Below are 16859 nucleotides of genomic sequence, written 5' to 3'. Positions count from 1 at the left end.
CTACGCTGCGGTGGATCAGGTGATTGCGGCGAGTTCTGGAGCGAGGGAACGGACCGCGGAGTTGCCGGGATGGCGACGAAGAATGTGCGAGAGCCGACGGAGGTCGGCCGCGATGGTCGCTGAGTGGGTGAGCCGGACCGAGGGAAGAACGTCTCGTGTCACCGTGCATGCCTGCTCTATGTCACCTGAGGCGGCATGCGCGAGCGCCCGTCGAATGCCATAGCGGGCTCGCGTACGGAAGGCACGCTCGGAAATTCGGTCTGTTTCTTTGTCCAGCAGTGCGGCAGCCTGTCGTGGGCGGCCGAGGTCGTACAGGCACCAGCCTCTGAACATCGAGACCACATCCGGCACGTGTGAAGCCCCGAGAATCGGTCGGCCTGGTTCAGCGGTGTCCCGCGCCAGGAGCTCGCGTGCCAGGTCGAGGCTGCGCATGCACGTGTCGTAGTCGCCGTCCACCGCTGCGCTCTGCGCGAGGTGCTGGGCAGCGAGTCCACGGATGCGGAAGGACGCGTCGCAATGGAGCGCATGCTCGGCGAGCTGTATCGCGTGTGCTATGTCCCCTCGGTACAGACTGATCAGCGAATGTCGGACGTGCGCGTAGGCGGCGAGCCCTTTGTCCGCTCCGGCTTCAGCTAGCTGGACCGCGCGCTCGGTCCACCAGAGTGCTGCCGTGTCGTCGCCGGACTCCTGCGCCATCCACCCCACGTACTCGGCGTAACGTGACGCGAGCAGGAGAAGCTCGCGGCGCGTACGGGGGCCGGCGTGAGTGGCGAGCTGTTCCAGGCTGTGTGTCTGCGCGATGAGTGGAGCGAGCACGCTGCCCGGGCCGGAGGCCTGCCCCAGGCGGCGGAACTGATCGAAGAGCAGGCGCGAAGCGTCCAGCGCGGCCGATGTTCCCGCATCGGAGGGCGACGGTGTGCATGCGTCGCTCATGTTCATGAGCAGTGCGGAGGCGCCGACGGCGAAGATACTTCGACGTTTCACGGGCTGGAACGAACTGGATCCGTCCTTGCTCAGATGCATTAACCACACCTCATCGTCGTGACCGGGGCCGGGGAGTGGTGCAGGTGTCCGTTGAGCGGGTACGAGTCGGGCGAGGGCGCCTTTGGCCGCGAGCTGGGTGTCACAGAGCCGGGCCAGTTCGGGGGTGGGGCGCTTGATGCCGCGCTCCACTTTGCTGAGCTGACTCTTGCTGTAGTGCACACGTCGCCCCAATTGTTCGAGGGACAGGCCGGCGGCCAGGCGCCTGCGGCGTAGTTCCTTTCCGAAGGCGTTCGGTTCCTCCAGCACTGCGACCTCCGTCACTCCCGGCCGATGGTCGTTGAGCGCCGCGAATCAGCGTGCGACTGCCGACAAGGCCGAGCAAGGTGGATGGTGTGGTTTCCCGTTTCCTCATTCGGAGGGAAGCCGACCGGGTTCAGGCTGTCCAGGAAGGGAAACCGGCCACGACCATGGCTGTCGTACCCGTCTCCGGTACGTGCGGCGCTGTCAGTCCGGTCTGGTAGGAATGCAGCTGTGAGCAGGGAGAACGAAGGGTCCGGGGTGGGGGGAGGCGAGGAGCCGGAGCAGCTTGCGCTCATTCGGGAGTCGGTGCGCAAGGCCAAGGTGCCGCGGGCCAAGCCGCGGACGTGGCGGGGGGCCGCGCTGGCCAAGGAGCTGCCGGTCGCGCGGGTGCTCGTCGACAAGGGCGTGCTCCATCTCGACCGGTACTTCGATTACGCCGTGCCCGAGGAGCTGGCTGACGCGGCGCAGCCCGGGGTGCGGGTGCGGGTGCGGTTCGGGGCCGGCGCGCGGAACGTGCGGGACGGGCGGCGCGAGGGCGGCGGCCTCATCGACGGGTTCATCGTCGAGCGGCGCGCCGAGACCGAGTACAGGGGGCCGTTGGCCGCGCTCGCCCAGGTGGTGTCGCCCGAGCCCGTGCTCTCGTCCGGGCTGCTCGATCTGGCGCGGGCCGTCGCCGACCGGTATGCGGGCAGCCTCGCCGACGTGTTGCAGCTTGCGGTTCCGCCGCGGCACGCGCGGGCCGAGTCGCGGGTCTCGCCCGCGCCTCCTGCTCCGCCGGCCGCCCCCGACGCGGGGAGCTGGCGGCGGTACGGACACGGGCCCGAATTCCTGCGGGCCCTGGCCACGGGTGGCGCGCCGCGCGCCGTGTGGACCGCTCTGCCGGGGCCGCGGTGGGCCGAGGAGATCGCCCGCGCCGTGCAGGCCACGCTCGCCTCGGGGCGCGGCGCGCTCGTCGTCGTACCGACCGGGCGGCCCGCCGCGCGCGTGGACGCCGCGCTCACCGGACTGCTCGGTCCCGGGCAGCACGCGCTGCTGACCGCGGACGCCGGGCAGGAGCGGCGGTATCAGGAGTGGCTCTCCGTGCGGCGCGGGGCCGTGCGGGCCGTCGTCGGGACGCGGGCCGCCATGTTCGCGCCCGTGCGGGACCTGGGGCTCGTCGTCATATGGGACGACGGGGACTCCAACCACAGCGAGGACCGTGCGCCCTTCCCGCATGTGCGGGAGGTTCTGGAGCTTCGGGCCGCGCGGGACAAGTGCGGGTTTCTGCTGGGGAGTTGGAGCTGCACGGTGGAGGCGGCGCAGCTCGTCGAGAGCGGGTGGGCCGCGCCGCTCGTCGCCGACCGCGAGCAGGTGCGGGGGGCCGCCCCGCTCGTCCGGACCGTCGGCGACGGCGACCTGGCGCGGGACGAGGCGGCGCGGGCCGCGCGGTTGCCCTCGCTGGCGTGGCAGATCGCGCGGGAGGGGCTGAAGCACGGTCCCGTCCTGGTACAGGTGCCGCGCCGCGGCTATGTGCCGCGGCTCGCCTGCGAGCGGTGCCGTGAGCCCGCGCGCTGCCGGCGGTGCGCCGGGCCCCTGGAGGCGCAGGAGAGCGGGGCCGCCCTGCGGTGCGGCTGGTGCGGGGTGGAGGAAGCCGCCTGGCACTGCGAGGCCTGCGGCGGATTCCGGCTGCGGGCGCAGGTCGTCGGGGCGCGCCGGACCGCCGAGGAGCTGGGGCGGGCGTTCCCCGCGGTGCCGGTGCGGACGTCGGGCCGGGAGCAGGTCCTCGACACGGTGCCTGACGCGCCCGCGCTCGTGGTCAGTACGCCGGGGGCGGAGCCCGTCGCCGAGGGGGGTTACGCGGCCGCGCTGCTGCTCGACGGGTGGGCGATGCTGGGGCGGCCCGACCTGCGGGCGGGCGAGGACGCGCTGCGCCGGTGGATCGGGGCCTCCTCGCTCGTCCGGCCGCAGGGCGCGGGCGGCACGGTGGTGGTGGTCGCCGAGCCGACGCTGCGGCCCGTGCAGGCGCTGGTGCGGTGGGATCCCGTGGGGCATGCGGTGCGGGAGCTCGCCGAGCGGGCCGAGCTCGGGTTTCCGCCGGTGTCGCGGATGGCGTCGGTCTCCGGACCGCCCGAGGCGCTCACGGAGTTCCTGTCCGCCGCCGACCTGCCGCCGGACGCGGTGGTGTTGGGGCCTGTTCCGATGTGGGACGGGGGGCCCGCCGCGGGATCAGGGGGTCCCGGGGGCGCCCGTCGGGGTGCGGGTGCGGGGGCGGCCGGTGGAGAGGCGTGGGAGCGGGCGCTGATCCGGGTGCCGCCCGGCAGCGGCTCTGCTCTCGCCGCCTCCTTGAAGGTGGCGCAGGCCGCGCGGATGGCCCGGGGGGCCAAGGGGGCTCGGGAGGCGGGGGGCGAGGCGGTGCGGGTTCGGGTGGATCCGCTGGACATCGGGTAAGCGGGGCTGCCAGGTCCGGTGGCCTTGCCTGGGCATTCGGTGAGCGTGGCTCGGCGGCGGGTGGGCTTGTCTGGGCATCCGGTGAGCGTGGCTCGGCGTCGGGTGGGCTCGCCGCGAGCTTCGGGTGGGCTTGCTCGGACCCGGGCAGTGTGGGCGGGCGAATCACGGTGCAGCGCTGCCCCCTCGCCCTTGGCGGAGGGGCGAGGGGGCAGCGCTCGCGGGAGGGGGGCGGTGTGCGTCAGCCGTTGCGCGGGCCGGGGAAAGCGGTCGGCCTGGGCTCGTCGCGGAGTGTGGGGCTGCCCGCCGTGGGCTGCGTCGGCATCGCGCGGGCGGCGGGGACGGACGGCAGCGGGACGCCGACCGGGAGCGGCCGCGTGGCCGTGGACGTCACCGTGGACGTCACGGCCGGCGCCGGGGTCTCCGCGGCGCGCTCCGCCTCGGCCGCCGCCTGCGTGGTGGCCCGCCGCGCGCCGTACCGGCGGTGGACCGCCTGCTTGGTGACGCCGAGGGCCGAGCCCACCGCGTCCCACGAGAAACCGAGCGAACGGTCGAAGTCCACCGCCGCGGTGACCAGCGTCTCGACACTGTCCCGCAATTCCTGGGCGAGGCGGACGGTCGGGGCGGGAGCCCGCCCGTACACGACGAAGCCCGCGGAGGGGCTGGAGCGGCGCGGGCGGTAGACGTTGCCGAGCTGGGCGGTCAGGGTGCGCAGTGCATCCACCTGCCGGCGGACCCGCTCGATGTCCCGTACCAGAAGGTGCAGGCTGGCCCGTGCCTGGGCGTCGTGCGTTGCGTGGTCGGCCATGAACAAGCCTCTCGAACCGGCGTTGAAAAGGATCGGGCCACATCGGTGGCCCGTTGTGGTCAACTCTTTCTTGACCAACGCGCTAGCTCGTGTGGGGTCACGGTGCAGGGGCGTATGCGCATATGCACGGGGCGCGCGATGCTTCGTACGCCCCCAAGGCCGTCAACAGCGGTCCTCGACAGCGGTCCTCGACAGCGGTCCTCGACGACAGTCTTCGACGGCGGTCCTCCGCAAGACCGCCCGCGGCGGGTTCCCGGAGCGCCCATAGGCCGGAGCGGCCCACGGACCGGAGCGGCCCATAGACTGGTGCGCTGCCGTCGCCCCACCCTTGACCCCCTTGACCAGAGATCCGAGGTACCCCGCAGTGAAGCTCGTCTTCGCAGGCACTCCCGAGGTCGCCGTCCCCGCCCTGGACGCCCTGATCGCCTCCGACCGGCACGAGGTGGCCGCCGTCGTGACCCGCCCGGACGCGCCCGCGGGCCGCGGCCGCAGGCTGGTGGCGAGCCCGGTCGCGGAGCGCGCGGAGGAGGTCGGCATCGAGGTGCTCAAGCCCGCGAAGCCGCGCGACGAGGAGTTCCTGGCGCGGCTGCGGGAGATCGGCCCCGACTGCTGCCCCGTCGTCGCCTACGGCGCGCTGCTGCCCAAGGTCGCCCTGGACATCCCCGCCCACGGCTGGGTCAACCTGCACTTCTCGCTGCTGCCCGCCTGGCGCGGCGCCGCACCGGTGCAGCACGCGGTGCTGGCGGGCGACGAGATCACCGGTGCCTCCACCTTCCTGATCGAACAGGGCCTCGACTCCGGTCCGGTGTACGGGACGGTCACCGAAGAGGTGCGGCCCACCGACACCAGCGGCGACCTGCTCACCCGGCTCGCCTTCGCGGGCTCGGGGCTGCTCGTCGCGACCATGGACGGCATCGAGGACGGCAGCCTGAAGGCGGTGCCGCAGCCCGCCGACGGTGTCACCCTCGCCCCCAAGCTCACGGTCGAGGACGCGCAGGTGGACTGGGCGGCGCCCGCGCTGCGGGTGGACCGGGTCGTCCGCGGCTGCACCCCCGCGCCCGGCGCCTGGACCGTGTTCCGCGGCGAGCGGCTGAAGATCATCCAGGCCGCGCAGGTCCCGGACCGCACGGATCTCGCGCCCGGTGAGCTGTCGGCCGCCAAGAACAACGTGTACGTGGGCTCCGGATCGCACGCCGTCGAGCTGCTCTGGGTCCAGCCGCAGGGCAAGAAGCCGATGCGCGGCGCGGACTGGGCGCGCGGGGTGCGGATCGCCTCCGGCGAGCGGGTGGGCGCGGGCGACGTAGGCTAGGTGGGTTCGACCCGTACCAGCAGCGGAGCACCTTGTGAACGACCAGCCGAACCGGCGACCCCGTAACCCGGCAGGCAGGCCGGGCAAGTCCGGTAAGCCGGGAAAGCCCTACCGCCGTCCGCAGAAGGACCCGGTCCGCATCCTCGCCTTCGAGGCGCTGCGGGCCGTCGACGAGCGCGACGCCTACGCGAACCTCGTCCTGCCGCCCCTGCTGCGCAAGGCCAGGGAGAAGGACGAGAACTTCGCCGCGCGGGACGCGGCGCTCGCCACCGAGCTGGTCTACGGCACGCTGCGCAGGCAGGGGACGTACGACGCGATCGTGGCGGCCTGCATCGACCGGCCGCTGCGCGAGGTCGACCCGCCGGTCCTCGACGTGCTCAACCTCGGCGTGCACCAGCTGCTCGGCACGCGCATCCCGACGCACGCCGCCGTCTCCGCCTCCGTGGAGCTGGCGCGCGTCGTCCTCGGGGACGGGCGGGCCAAGTTCGTCAACGCCGTGCTGCGCAAGGTCGCGCAGCACGATCTCGACGCCTGGGTGGAGAAGGTCGCGCCGCCCTACGACGAGGACGCCGAGGAGCACCTCGCCGTCGTCCACTCGCACCCCCGCTGGGTCGTCTCGGCGCTGTGGGACGCGCTCGGCGGCGGCCGCGCCGGCATCGAGGACCTGCTGGAGGCGGACAACGAACGGCCCGAGGTGACGCTCGTGGCGCGGCCCGGCCGCACCACCGCCGACGACCTCCTCGACTCCGTCGGTGAGGACTCCGCGCTGCCGGGGCGCTGGTCGCCGTATGCCGTGCGGCTCAGCGAGGGCGGCGAACCTGGCTCGCTGGAGGCGGTGCGCGAGGGGCGCGCGGGCGTGCAGGACGAGGGCAGCCAGCTGGTCGCGCTCGCGCTGGCGAACGCGCCGCTCGACGGCTCCGACGGGAAGTGGCTCGACGGCTGCGCGGGCCCCGGCGGCAAGGCGGCCATGCTCGCCGGGCTCGCCGCCCAGCGCGGTGCCGTGCTGCTCGCCTCCGAGAAGCAGCCGCACCGGGCCGGTCTCGTCGCGCAGGCGCTCGACGGCAACCCCGGCCCCTACCAGGTCATCGCGGCCGACGGGACCCGCCCGCCGTGGCGGCCCGGCACCTTCGACCGCGTCCTGATGGACGTGCCCTGCACGGGACTCGGCGCGCTGCGCCGCCGCCCCGAGGCCCGCTGGCGCCGCCGCCCGCAGGACCTGGACGGCTTCGCCCCGCTCCAACGCGGGCTGCTGCGCACGGCGTTGGAGTCCGTCCGTGTCGGCGGTGTCGTCGGCTACGCCACGTGCTCGCCGCACCTCGCCGAGACGCGGGCCGTCGTGGACGACGTCCTCAAGCAGACCGGCGGCGCCGAACTCATCGACGCACGGCCGCTGCTGCCGGGCGTGCCGGCGCTGGGGGACGGGCCCGACGTGCAGTTGTGGCCGCATCTGCACGGGACGGACGCGATGTATCTGGCGCTGATCCGGCGGACCGCCTGACGGGTCAGTCCGGGGCGGAGGGCTCCGGGGTCGGCAGCCCTTCTCTGCCGAGCCAGTCGCGGGTGTAGGTGTAGAGGCCGGGGTCCTGCTGCTCCTTGGCCAGGCGCAGGGCCCGTGCCGCGGCCAGGTGCGCCGCCTCGCTCCGGCCGGCCTCGCGCAGGGCCAGTGTGTGGAGCAGGGCCGCGGAGATCTCGGCGTGCTCGTCGTCCGCGGTGCTCGCCAGCCGGAGCGCCCGGTGGGCGACCGTGACGGCCCGCTCGGGGCGGTGCAGGGCGAGCAGTGCGTAGATGAGCAGTTCCCGTGCCCGGCCCGCGGAGTGCCCTGCGTCCTCTTCGTCGAGGACGGCCACGGCGCGTTCGGCCGTGGCGGCGGCTTCCTCGTGCTCGCCGAGGCCGAAATGGGCCAGGGACAGGCTGACGAGGGTGAGCCCCAGGGCTTTTCCGTCGGCCGGCTCGTGCTCCTCGCGCAGTTGCAGGGCGCTGCGGTGGTGCTCCCGCGCCGCCGCGTACTCGCCGGCTTCGTAGAGCTCGCTGCCGGTCCTGTCGAGCCTCGCCGCCCGCGCGGTGGCGCTGCCCAGGTGCCGTCCGGCCTCCAGGGACACCTGCTGGCGGGCCCGTCGGGCGTTCTGCTGGGCGCGGTCCGCCGCGATGTCGTTCGCGAGCTCGGCCACCATGTCGAACATCTCCCGGCGGACCGGCGACCGCGGGCCGACGGACTCGTCCAGGGCCTTCAGCGCCTCGAACGCCCGGGTGACCGATCTGGCGGCGGCGGGGCGGCGTCCCAGCCGCAGGCGTTCCCTGCCCAGCATGATCCAGGACAGTGTGTGCAGATGGGCGTCGCGGTGGGTGTCGCTGATGCGGACGGCCGTCAGGAGGGCCTGGACGCCCGTCGAGCCGTCCGTCCGTGTCGCGGCCGCCGCCCTGGCGATCTCGTGGAGCAGGGGGACGGCGGAGAGCTCGGCCTCCGACCGCAGCGAACGGGCGTGGTCGCGCACGGCTTTGAGGAGGCTTTCCAGCGTCGGGCTCTCGGGGCGGCGGTCGCGTGCGGACGGCGCCGCGCGGAGGTCGAGCAGCCGCCGCAGGCCCGGCGGTCGCACGGCCCCGTCCGGCTCGTCGGCGTCGTCCTGCGGGCTCAGGCCCTCCCGTACGTCCGGGCCGCTCGACGCCCCCGCCAGCGCCCCCAGCGTCCACGCCACGCCCGTCAGCGCCCATGTGCCGCTCTCCGCGTCCTCGGCCCCGGTGGAGACCCGCACGATCCTGCGGCAGGTTTCGAGCAGCTCCGCGGTCTGGTCCCGGTATCCGTACAGCCTGACCAGCGCCTCCAGCATCCGCAGGGCCTCGCCCGTGTAGTCGAACGTCAGCCCCATCGCTATCGCGGCCTGCACGTTCAGCTGCTCCTGGTCGAACCAGGCGAGGGCCTGCCGTACGGCGTCGGAGTCCTCGGCCGGGTCGCGGCGGGCGTCGCGCAGGACGTCCCCGGCCTGCCCGCTCTCGTGCGCGTACGCGGTCAGCAGCCGCCCGGCGGGCTCCGCCTGGCTGTCGCCGTGCTTGCCGAGGTGTTCGATGGCGTACGCGCGGATCAGGTCGTGCTGGCGCCATCTGCCGGGGCCCGCCTGTTCGATCACATGGGCGCGACCCAGCTCGTGCAGGAGCGGCCTCGCGTCGCGCGGGGCCACGTCCAGCAGGTGCGCGGCGGTCCTGACGCCGAAGTGCGGTCCTGGGTTGATCGGCAGGAGACGGAAGAGGCGGGCCTGGTCCTTGGTCAGGCGCCGGTAGGACAGGTCGAACGCGGCGCGTACCGCTCGCTCTCCGTCGTTCAGGAGGTCGAGCCTGTTGCGCGCCCGCGCCAGGTCCTCGGCGAGCTCGGTCGGGGTGAGGCCGGGGTCGCGGGCCAGCAGGGCCGTGACGATGTGCAGGGCAAGGGGGAGGTGGCCGCAGAGTTCGCACAGGCGGTCCGTGCCCTCCGGGTCGTCGCGCAGGCGGGTGTCCTGGGCCGACAGGAGGTCCAGCTGGTCACCGATCAGGGACGCGGAGTCGCCCGACGCGAGCGTCCCGAGGTCGAGGGTGCGCGAGCCCCGCGCCGCCAGGGTGTGGCGTGAGGTCACCACCACGCGGTGCTTGCGGGAGCGGGGGAGCAGCCCGGCGATCTGGTCGGTGGTGGAGGCGTTGTCCAGGACGAGCAGGACCGGGCGGTCCCCGGCGGCCAGGTCCGCGAGGAAACGGTGGTACTGCGCCGCCTGCACCTGCGGTACCGCGTCGAGCGGGCCTTCCCGGCCCAGGGCGTGGAGCACGGGCGCGTACACCTGGTGGGGCAGGATGCGGTTGTCCGGGTCGGGTGCGTAGCCGTTGAGGTCCACGAAGACGGCGCCGCCCCGGAACCAGCCGCGGCTCACCGCCTCGGCGGCGCCCACCCGGGCGAGCGCCGTCTTGCCGATGCCGGCGAGTCCGGCCACCGCCGAGACGACGACCATGCCGGAGGTGGCCGTGTCGGGGGCCAGGATCGCGAGGACGGCGTCCACCTCGGCGTCGCGCCCGACGAAGACCTCGGCCACCGTCTCCGCCGTCGGCAGGACCGGCTCCACGAGGACGGCCGTCTCCGTGGCCCCCCGGTGGTGGTGCACCTCGTGGACGGTCAGGTCGCGGCCGGCCTGGAGGGTCCTGCCGCCCGTGGCCGCGGAGGCGCTCTGACGGACGGCCGGCTGCTCCGGCCCCCGTGCCGACGTCACTGGCGGCCCACCTGCCTCACCCCCGTGTCACACCTGCCCCGCTGCCTTCGGCAGGATAGGCCGCGGCCGCCCGCCGGGGCAGTGGAAGGGCGCAACCCGCCTCAATGGCAGTCAGTTGCGCGGGAGTTGGGTCGCCTCACCGGTGGTCTCCGCGGGCGGCCCGGCCGGCTCCGGTCGCCGAGCCAGTGGATGTGGCCACCACACCTTCGGCCCGACGTCCAGGAACAGTGACGTGACGAGGATCGACCGTACGACGAAGGTGTCGAGCAGGACGCCGAGTGCCACCGCGAAGCCGATCTCGGCGAACGCGACCATCGGGAGCGTGCCGAGTGCGGCGAACGTGCCCGCGAGGACCAGGCCCGCCGAGGTGATCACCGCGCCGGTCGCGGCGAGGCCCGTCAGGACGCCCGCGCGGGTGCCCTGGTGGCCCGCCTCCTCGCGGATGCGGGTCGACAGGAAGATGTTGTAGTCGATGCCGAGCGCCACCAGGAACACGAAGACGAAGAGCGGGAAGTCGGTCGGCTCGCCCGCGTAGTCGAAGAGGTGGCGGAAGGCGAGCGCGCTCAGGCCGAGGGCCGTCGCGAAGGACAGGACCACCGTCGCGATCAGGAGGAGTGGCGCCACCACCGCGCGCAGCAGCACGGCGAGGATCAGCAGGACCACGACCAGGACCAGCGGGATGATCAGCTTGTTGTCGTGGGCCGTGGCGCGGTCCATGTCGAGCAGGGCCGCCGTGCCGCCGCCCACCCGCGCGTCCGCGTCCGGGACGGCGTGGACGGCGTCGCGCACCCGCTCCACGGTCCGCTTGGCGGCCGCGCTGTCGGTCGGGTCGGCCGCCGTCGCCTCGAACAGCACCTTGCCGTCGTGCTCGGCCTTGGTCCCCGGCGGGCGGACGACGCTGTCGGGCACCACGCCCCGGGTCTCACGGATGGCCTCGGCGACGTCGTCGCCCCGCGCCGCGTCCGCCACGATGACCAGCGGGTCGCCGGAGCCCGCGGGGAAGTACCTCGCCTGCACCTCCTGGCCGGTGATCGAGTCCGGCTTGTCGGTGAACGAGTCGGCGTTGCTGAGGCCCTCGGCCCGCAGTTGCAGCAGTCCGAGTGAGAGCAGGGCGAGGGCCGCCGCCGTGACGCCCCAGATCAGCCGCGGGCGGCGGTCGATGCGCCGGCCCGTGCGGGCCCACACGCCGCGCTCGGTCGGCTCGGGGGAGCCGACGTGCGGCACCAGCGGCCAGAAGAGCCACCGCCCGCAGATGACGAGGAGGGCGGGGAAGAGCGACAGCATCGCCAGGAGGCCCACCGTGACGCCGATCGCGGCGACCGGGCCGAGGCCGCTCGTCGAGTTCATCTCGGCGGCGAGCAGCACGAGCATGCTCAGGACGACGGTCGCGCCCGACGCGATGACCGCGGGTCCGGCCCGGTGCAGGGCGAGCGCCATCGCCTCGTGGCGGTCCTCGTGGCGGCGGAGTTCTTCGCGATAGCGAGCGACCAGAAGCAGCGCGTAGTCGGTCCCCGCGCCGAAGACGAGGACCGTCAGAATGCCCGCGCTCTGGCCATTGACGGTCAGGTCCGCGTGCTCGGCCAGGAGATAGATGAAGGCCTGGGCCGTGAACAGCGCGGTGATCACGGCGAGCAGCGGGACGAGGAGCAGCGTCGGGCTGCGGTAGGTGAAGAGCAGGATCACGACGACGATGCCCGCCGCCGCGAGCAGCAGCGTCGAGTCGATGCCCTCGAAGGCCTCGGCTGAGTCCGCGGCCGTGCCACCAGGACCTGTGACGTGCACGGCGAGGCCGTCCCCGCCGTCGCCGACCCGCTCCCGGACGTCGTCGACGGCCGGGCCGATGCGCTCCCAGCCCTCGGCGTCCATGGTGACCGGGACGAACACCTGGGCCGCTTCGGCGCCCGACTTCTTGTCGTAGACGGGGCCGCGGGTCTCGGCGCCCCGCGTCCCGTGGTCGCGCAGCGCCTTCGCCTGCCGTACGTCCTCGGCGATCCGTGCGCGGTCCGCCGCGGTGAGGCCGCCTTCGCGGGCGTACACGACGATGACGGGGATCACCTCGGGCCTGAAGTCGGCGGAGACGTCCAGGACTTGGGTGGATTCCGCGGAGCCGGGCAGCCAGGACTCCGCGTCGTTCTCCTGGGCGTCGGTGAGCTTCTGGGCGAGGGGCGCGGCGACGATCAGCACCACCAGCCAGAACAGCACCACCAGCCACTTGGTGCGCCGCCCGCACACCAGCCACGCGACCCCGCGCCGCTCCTGCCGCCGTCCGTCCGCCATGGCTTCCCCCCGCTCGCCGTGCGCGGTGCCGCTGGACCGCCCAGCATGACACTCGGCGGGTGCGCGCGGGAGCCGGTGTGCCCATGCGGTGGACTGCGGTCAGCGGCGTGCGCCGGACATGGCAGGCTTGGGGCATGGCCGTGCAGATCAACCCCAGCATCCTGTCCGCGGACTTCGCCCGTCTTGCCGAGGAGGCAAAGGCCGTCGAAGGCGCCGACTGGCTCCACGTCGACGTGATGGACAACCACTTCGTCCCGAACCTGACCCTCGGTGTGCCGGTCGTAGAGTCCCTGGCCCGTGCGACGGACACGCCCCTGGACTGCCATCTGATGATCGAGGACCCCGATCGCTGGGCGCCGCAGTACGTCGAGGCGGGTGCCGGATCGGTCACCTTCCACGCGGAGGCCGCGGCCGCGCCGGTCCGGCTCGCCCGCGAGATCCGCGCGAAGGGCGCCCGCGCCTCCATGGCGCTGAAGCCGGCGACGCCGATCGAGCCGTTCGAGGACCTGCTCCCCGAGCTCGACATGCTGCTGATCATGACGGTCGAGCCGGGCTTCGGCGGCCAGGCGTTCCTGGACATCATGCTGCCCAAGATCCGCCGCACGCGTGAGCTCATCGCCAAGCACGGCCTGGAGATGTGGCTTCAGGTCGACGGCGGTGTCTCGGCCGAGACCATCGAGCGCTGCGCCGAGGCCGGCGCCGATGTCTTCGTCGCGGGCTCGGCCGTCTACGGCGCCAAGGATCCGGCGGAAGCGGTACGTTCATTGCGCACCCAAGCGCAGGCAAAGACCGCGTCAAGCGGTTGGGCGTGCGACCACTGAGCCAAGGGAACGTGAACGCAGTCCCTCAGGGCTGATCGACTAAGCCGGATCTGCAAGGATGAACGGCGAACCCAGTTTGTGAACAGCAGTGAGGAGAGCGCCGTGTCGGCCATGTCGGCGGGTCGGTCAGCCATGCGGATGGGACCCGCGGAGCTGGTGCAGGCGGCGGCCATGGCCCGCCGCTTCTACCTCGAGGGCAAGTCCAAGATCCAGATCGCCGAGGAGTTCGGCGTCAGCCGCTTCAAGGTGGCCCGGGTCCTGGAGACCGCCCTTGAGCGGGATCTCGTACGCATCGAGATCCGGGTCCCAGCGGAACTGGACGCCGAGCGCTCGGACGCGCTGCGCGCCCGATACGGCCTTCGGCACGCCGTCGTCGTGGAGTCCCCTGCGCCGACCGACGAGATCGAGGACTCGCCCGACCCCGAGAACCTCGGCGAGGTCGCGGCGGACCTGCTCGGCGAGCTCGTCAATGAGGGCGACGTCCTCGGCCTCGCCTGGGGCCGCTCCACCATCCACATGGCGGCCGCGCTCGACCAGCTGCCGCCGTGCACGGTCGTGCAGCTGACGGGGGTGTACGACGCGGGGACCGCGGAGCGCGGCTCCGTCGAGGCCGTCCGCCGCGCCGCCCAGGTGTCCGGCGGCGAGGCCCACCCCATCTACGCGCCGATGCTGCTGCCCGACCCCGCCACCGCGGCGGCGCTGCGCAACCAGACCGGTATCGCCCGCGCCTTCGAGTACTTCGACAAGGTCACGGTCGCCTGTGTCTCCATCGGCTCCTGGGAGCCGGGCATCTCCACCGTCCACGACATGCTCAGCGACGAGGAGCGCGCGCATTACGCTTCGCTGGGAGTCGCCGCGGAGATGTCTGCCCACCTCTTCGACGCCGAGGGGCGTCGGGTCGGGCGGGACCTCGGGGAGCGGTGCATCACCGTCGAGGCGGATCGGCTCCGGCGGATTCCGGAAGTCGTCGCCATCGCCGGCGGGCAGCGGAAGGCTGCCGCCATTGACGCGGTGCTGCGGTCCGGGCTCGTCACCAGTCTGGTGACGGACACGGCTGCGGCCGACCAGCTGCTGGTGGCTGGGCCCGCGCCCCGTCCCGCGCTCAACCGGGCGGACCCGGACGGCAGCTGAGTCTCTGCGGGTCGTGGGGGCTGGGCGCGCCCGCGCGGCGGAGCCGCATATGACACAGCCCCGCGCCCCTTAAGGGGCGCTGTGGCAAGGTCGGACGCATGGTGACCCGGTTTGTACCTCGCGTGTTGGGGGCGGTGCTGCTCTGTCTCGCCGTTCTGGTGGCCGGGTGCTCCTCCGGCGACCCCGGAAGGGACGCCCCCGCCTGGGCCCGCGGTATGGCCACCATCCAGGCGGACCGGCTGCCCGCCGAGGCGCGGGAGACGTTGCGCCTCATCGACGACGGGGGCCCCTTCCCGTACGAGAAGGACGGCGCCGTCTTCGGCAACTTCGAGCGGGAGCTGCCGCACCGCAAGCGCGGCTACTACCGCGAGTACACCGTCCGCACCCCCGGCGAGCGCGACCGCGGGGCCCGGCGGATCGTCACCGGCCGCGGGGGCGAGATCTACTACACCGACGACCACTACGCGTCCTTCGAGGCGGTGCTGAGGTAATGGCCGACGACACAGGCATGCACAATCCGCTCGCGCCCGTGCTCGACGCGGCACGCGGCGCGGGCTGGACCACCGCGACGCTCTCCCTGGCGGGGGTGACGGACAAGGCCGCGTTCATGGAGCGCTGCGCCCGCGCTCTCGGCCTGCCCGACTGGTTCGGGCACAACTGGGACGCCCTCGCCGACTGCCTCACCGACCTGTCGTGGGCGCCCGCCGCACGGGGACGGCTGCTCGTCGTCTCCGGCTGGCAGGAGTACGCGCGGGGCGCGCCGGGGGAGTGGCGGATCGCGCAGGAGGTGTTCTCCTCGGCGGTCGAGCACTGGCGGGAGGCGGAGACCGGTCTGGAGATCGTCCTCGCGCTCGGCCCCGCGCCCGGCCCCGCCGCCACGGAGCGTGCCGTGCCCTGAACGGGCTGTTCCGCTTCGGGGCCGTTCTTGGATGATCGGACCACCGCCCGTACGGCCCCACTGGGTGATCGTCCCAGGCGGCACACCCCGGTCGGCATGGGAGAATGAAGTACGTGCTTTTCCCTCGGCCTAACTGTCCGGGGGCCACCTCTGATCGACTGGGATGAGCAGCACGTGCGCTTCCTCAATGACATCCAGCCTGCGTACGACCTGACGTACGACGACGTCTTCATGGTCCCGAGGCGCTCCGCCGTCGGCTCCCGCCAGGGCGTGGACCTCACCTCCCCCGACGGCACCGGCACCACGATTCCGCTGGTCGTCGCCAACATGACCGCGATCGCCGGCCGGCGCATGGCCGAGACCGTCGCCCGCCGCGGCGGCCTCGTCGTCATCCCGCAGGACATCCCGATGGAGGTCGTCACCGACGTCATCTCCTGGGTCAAGACGCGCCACCACGTCCTGGACACCCCGATCGTCCTGGCCCCGACGCAGACCGTCGCGGACGCGCTGGCGCTCCTGCCCAAGCGCGCGCACAACGCGGGCGTCGTCGTCGACGCCGACGACAAGCCCGTCGGCGTCGTCACCGACACCGACCTGAGCGGCGTCGACCGCTTCACGCAGCTCTCCGAGGTCATGTCCAGGGACCTGCTGCTCCTGGACGCCGACATCGACCCGCGCGACGCGTTCAACAAGCTGGACCACGCCAACCGCCGGTACGCCCCGGCCGTGGACAAGGACGGCCGCCTCGCGGGCATCCTCACCCGCACGGGCGCCCTCCGCGCGACGCTCTACACCCCCGCCGTCGACGCCAAGGGCGGCCTGCGCATCGCCGCCGCCGTCGGCATCAACGGCGACGTGGCGGGCAAGGCCAAGCAGCTCCTCGACGCCGGTGTCGACACGCTCGTCGTCGACACCGCGCACGGCCACCAGGAGTCGATGATCGCCGCGGTGAAGGCCGTGCGCGCGCTCGACCCGCGGGTGCCGATCGTCGCGGGCAACATCGTCGCCGCCGAGGGCGTGCGCGACCTCATCGAGGCCGGCGCCGACATCATCAAGGTGGGTGTCGGTCCCGGCGCCATGTGCACCACGCGCATGATGACCGGCGTCGGCCGCCCGCAGTTCTCCGCGGTGCTCGAATGCGCCGCTGAGGCCAAGAAGTTCGGCAAGCACGTCTGGGCCGACGGCGGTGTCCGCCACCCGCGCGACGTCGCCATGGCGCTCGCCGCCGGCGCCTCGAACGTCATGATCGGCTCCTGGTTCGCGGGTACGTACGAGTCGCCGGGCGACCTCCAGCACGACGCGCAGGGCCGCGCGTACAAGGAGTCCTTCGGCATGGCCTCCGCCCGCGCGGTGCGCAACCGCACGTCCGAGGAGTCGGCGTACGACCGCGCCCGCAAGGCGCTCTTCGAGGAGGGCATCTCGACCTCCCGCATGTTCCTCGACCCGACCCGGCCGGGCGTCGAGGACCTGATCGACTCGATCATCGCGGGCGTCCGCTCCTCCTGCACGTACGCGGGCGCGGCCTCCCTGGAGGAATTCGCCGAGAAGGCCACGGTCGGCATCCAGAGCGCCGCGGGCTACGCCGAGGGCAAGCCGCTGCACGCCAGCTGGAGCTAGCCGCTCCGCGGGGAGCTGCGACCTTCGGCCGCGGGTCGACCGCGGCTGGTCGCGCAGTTCCCCGCGC

General features: G+C 73.3%; 12 protein-coding genes. 8 read left to right on the top strand and 4 right to left on the bottom strand.

All coding sequences use genetic code 11. The features are described from left to right. Positions 1 to 15 precede the first annotated feature (15 nt). Positions 16 to 1290 carry a helix-turn-helix domain-containing protein gene (locus ACZ4Z4_RS15255; protein ID WP_468327047.1) on the bottom strand — a complete coding sequence of 425 codons (1275 nt, stop codon included), beginning with the start codon at positions 1288 to 1290 and terminating at the stop codon, positions 16 to 18. Between the two features lie 225 nt (positions 1291 to 1515). Here ACZ4Z4_RS15255 and ACZ4Z4_RS15250 point away from each other — a divergent pair, with 225 nt between their 5' ends. Beyond that, complete coding sequence (locus ACZ4Z4_RS15250) at positions 1516 to 3711, top strand: primosomal protein N' (RefSeq protein WP_468327046.1); 2196 nt, start codon at positions 1516 to 1518, stop codon at positions 3709 to 3711. A gap of 238 nt (positions 3712 to 3949) precedes the next feature. Here the strand turns inward: ACZ4Z4_RS15250 and ACZ4Z4_RS15245 are convergent, their stop codons facing one another. Beyond that, the gene (locus ACZ4Z4_RS15245; RefSeq protein WP_468327044.1) at positions 3950 to 4516 is read right to left on the bottom strand and encodes a hypothetical protein; all 567 of its coding nucleotides are present in this window, start codon (positions 4514 to 4516) and stop codon (positions 3950 to 3952) included. 364 nt (positions 4517 to 4880) lie between these two features. Between ACZ4Z4_RS15245 and fmt the strand changes: the two genes are divergently transcribed. Both fmt and ACZ4Z4_RS15235 read left to right on the top strand, forming a co-directional pair. Next, positions 4881 to 5825 carry a methionyl-tRNA formyltransferase gene (fmt, locus tag ACZ4Z4_RS15240; protein ID WP_468327043.1) on the top strand — a complete coding sequence of 315 codons (945 nt, stop codon included), beginning with the start codon at positions 4881 to 4883 and terminating at the stop codon, positions 5823 to 5825. A 34-nt stretch (positions 5826 to 5859) separates the two neighbouring features. Beyond that, the gene (locus ACZ4Z4_RS15235) at positions 5860 to 7323 is read left to right on the top strand and encodes an RsmB/NOP family class I SAM-dependent RNA methyltransferase (protein WP_468327042.1); all 1464 of its coding nucleotides are present in this window, start codon (positions 5860 to 5862) and stop codon (positions 7321 to 7323) included. Positions 7324 to 7327: 4 nt separating this feature from the next. Here the strand turns inward: ACZ4Z4_RS15235 and ACZ4Z4_RS15230 are convergent, their stop codons facing one another. Further along, positions 7328 to 10048: an ATP-binding protein gene (locus tag ACZ4Z4_RS15230; RefSeq protein WP_468327041.1), complete on the bottom strand. Its 2721-nt coding sequence runs from the start codon at positions 10046 to 10048 to the stop codon at positions 7328 to 7330. Between the two features lie 111 nt (positions 10049 to 10159). Then, a complete protein-coding gene (locus tag ACZ4Z4_RS15225) occupies positions 10160 to 12325 on the bottom strand; it encodes an MMPL family transporter (RefSeq protein ID WP_468327040.1) in 2166 nt (721 codons plus the stop codon). 134 nt (positions 12326 to 12459) lie between these two features. Between ACZ4Z4_RS15225 and rpe the strand changes: the two genes are divergently transcribed. The 5 genes from rpe (at position 12460) to ACZ4Z4_RS15200 (ending at position 16792) form a co-directional block, all read left to right on the top strand. Then, positions 12460 to 13146 carry a ribulose-phosphate 3-epimerase gene (gene rpe / locus ACZ4Z4_RS15220; protein WP_468327038.1) on the top strand — a complete coding sequence of 229 codons (687 nt, stop codon included), beginning with the start codon at positions 12460 to 12462 and terminating at the stop codon, positions 13144 to 13146. 78 nt (positions 13147 to 13224) lie between these two features. Beyond that, entirely contained in the window at positions 13225 to 14277 is a 1053-nt protein-coding gene (locus ACZ4Z4_RS15215) for a sugar-binding transcriptional regulator (protein WP_468327037.1), read from the top strand. Positions 14278 to 14375: 98 nt separating this feature from the next. Then, entirely contained in the window at positions 14376 to 14768 is a 393-nt protein-coding gene (locus ACZ4Z4_RS15210) for a guanyl-specific ribonuclease (protein WP_468327036.1), read from the top strand. Then, entirely contained in the window at positions 14768 to 15175 is a 408-nt protein-coding gene (locus ACZ4Z4_RS15205; protein ID WP_468327034.1) for a barstar family protein, read from the top strand. The genes ACZ4Z4_RS15210 and ACZ4Z4_RS15205 overlap by 1 nt, the downstream gene beginning before the upstream one ends. Positions 15176 to 15349: 174 nt before the next feature. Further along, positions 15350 to 16792, top strand: coding sequence for a GuaB1 family IMP dehydrogenase-related protein (locus ACZ4Z4_RS15200; RefSeq protein ID WP_468327032.1), 1443 nt, complete (start codon positions 15350 to 15352; stop codon positions 16790 to 16792). The last annotated feature ends 67 nt before the right edge of the window (positions 16793 to 16859 follow it).

This window comes from Streptomyces sp. NPDC030245, assembly GCF_055572995.1.
Note: the sequence above shows the minus strand (reverse complement) of the source record. Positions and strands in the feature narration are given on the sequence as shown.